Below are 2,366 nucleotides of genomic sequence, written 5' to 3' on the forward strand. Positions count from 1 at the left end.
GTCAATGGTACTGCACGGGTGACTGTGTGGGAGAGTAGAACGTTGCCAGGTAATATGGTTTACTAGCTCAGTCGGTAGAGCACTTGACTTTTAATCAAGGTGTCCGGGGTTCGATTCCCCGGTAAGCCACCAAAATCACTTCTATAATTTAGAAGTGATTTTTTAATAAGAACTTGCTTAGCATAATATATAAGGCTATCAATAGTAAATTAGATTTATTATTGATAGCCTTTTTCTATTCCTTTGATAAAAAATTTTGTACTAATTATTTAGTGAAACATTTTTTGAATATTTTTATAACATCAGTTTTTATAAATTTAAAAAAGTCTTTAATACAATTTATGTCATCTTTTAATGTAGTATTATCTTCTGAAAAAAATCCAGTTTTATAACATGACATAATAAAAAATAATAAACCTAGATTAATATAGATATCTTTTAGGTCTGCTATAAATAGATTACTTATACCAATAAAGTCTAAACTTCCCCCATAAAAAACCTTATCTATGAAAGAACATAATGCACCTGAAAATATAAATAAAAAACACATATCTATCCAAAAGTTCTTCTTGAGTTTAAATTTCAAATACCTATAAATTTCAATAAATAATATTAGTGATATAGCATTTATTAATATTAATAAAGAAAAACCAATATTAATGTTAAATCTTGCATTTAACCATGAACCTTGACTATTTATTATTGGATTAAAGGATAAAAAATTAGGTATAATTTCGAAATAAGTATGAAAAAAGTTAATTTTAATAATTATTTTTAATCCTTGATCTAATAGCATTAATATTATAAACAGTAATAATGATTTTTTACTACTTAATCCATTAGGAATTTTAGAGTTACAACTGTATATAATTAATCCTACAAAAGCAAATACTATTATTAATGAAAAATTTAAAATTAATGTATATAGATCATTTACTCGTCCACTTAAAATTTCAAATAAAAAATATATAAACCACATGCATGGCAATATTCCAATGGTGAGTATTTTATCTTTATTAAAAGAGTATTTCATAATTTCCTCCTACATTATATTTAAGTATATTTAAATTCTATCATATTAAATACAATAATTCATTATATTAGTAATTTATTCGAAAAACTTGTTATAATAAGTAGGGAGAATGAGAATTTATTTAAATTAATAGTTAATATAGTAGGAGGTTATTAAAAATGTTAACAATTTTTGCAGTATCTGATTCTATAGGAGAAACAGCAGAGCAAGTATCTAAGGCAGCAGCAAGTCAATTCTATGAGGATGTAGAAGTTAGAAGAATACCTTATGTTAAATCCTTAGAAGATGTAGAGGAGTTAATGAAGGAGATAAAAAAATGTGAAAGTGTAATGATTGTTTCAACAATTATTACAGTAAACGTAAGAGAATATTTAACTCAAAAGTGTGTAGAAGGCAATTTACCTATAATAAATGTTTTAGGACCAATAATAAATATTGTATCATCAAGTTTAAATAAACAACCTCAATATAATCCAGGCGCTATGTGGAAAACTGATGAAGTTTATTTTAAAAGAATTGAAGCAATGGAATTTGCTATGCAATATGATGATAGTAAGGATTATAGAGGATTAAAAAATGCAGATGTAGTTTTAGTAGGACTTTCAAGGACATCAAAAACACCACTATGTATGTATCTAGCTAATAAAGGAATTAAAGCTATAAATATTCCCTTAGTTCCTGAAGTTAGCGTACCTAACGAATTATTTGAAGTAGATAAACATAAAATATTTGGATTAACAATAAATCCATTGCAATTAATTGAAATAAGAAAAAGAAGATTAGATAAATTTAATAAAATTCCTTCAAATATTGAATATGCAGGTGATGCTAGAATTTTAGAAGAATTTGATTTTGCAGATAAGATAATTAGAAAGTTAGGGTGTAAGACTATAGATGTAACTCAAAGAGCTATAGAAGACACAGCTTTAATAATAATTAAAACGTTAGGATGTGAAAAAAATTATTAATGAAGTAAAAATTAAAATTAAATTAAAAAATTAATTATTATAATGAGATGCTTCTTTTCAATATAGAAGTATCTTATTTATTTTAAATTTAATATTTTATAACAGGTGTGTAATTTATTTTAATTATAATATAAAAAATATTGACATCTGTAATTAAAGGATGGGATTATAAAAAAGTTGTTATAATTTAATGTTTTAAATATAAGTTTTTTATTAATAGCGACATAAATCGATTTTTAATAATTTTTTTAAAAAAGTTATTGACAAAAATCGATAGTGATGATAAGATAAAGAAGTCGCTTGGGTGCGATAGAAAAATGGTCTTTGAAAATTGAACAGAATATAGTTAAAGTAAACCAGCAATT

At 24.3% G+C, this 2,366-nt stretch carries 2 protein-coding genes and 1 tRNA gene; 2 read left to right on the top strand and 1 reads right to left on the bottom strand.

The annotated features are described in order from the left end of the window. Positions 1–56: 56 nt before the first annotated feature. Positions 57–132, top strand: a tRNA-Lys gene (locus QZ321_RS12370). Positions 133–265: 133 nt separating this feature from the next. On the opposite strand, the gene QZ321_RS12375 is transcribed toward QZ321_RS12370, so the two are convergent. After that, the gene (locus tag QZ321_RS12375; RefSeq protein WP_286313195.1) at positions 266–1,033 is read right to left on the bottom strand and encodes a signal peptidase II; all 768 of its coding nucleotides are present in this window, start codon (positions 1,031–1,033) and stop codon (positions 266–268) included. A gap of 158 nt (positions 1,034–1,191) precedes the next feature. Here QZ321_RS12375 and QZ321_RS12380 point away from each other — a divergent pair, with 158 nt between their 5' ends. Beyond that, positions 1,192–2,001 carry a pyruvate, water dikinase regulatory protein gene (locus QZ321_RS12380; protein WP_286313194.1) on the top strand — a complete coding sequence of 270 codons (810 nt, stop codon included), beginning with the start codon at positions 1,192–1,194 and terminating at the stop codon, positions 1,999–2,001. The last annotated feature ends 365 nt before the right edge of the window (positions 2,002–2,366 follow it).

The sequence above is a fragment of the uncultured Clostridium sp. genome (genome assembly GCF_910588715.1).
Lineage (GTDB): Bacteria > Bacillota > Clostridia > Clostridiales > Clostridiaceae > Clostridium.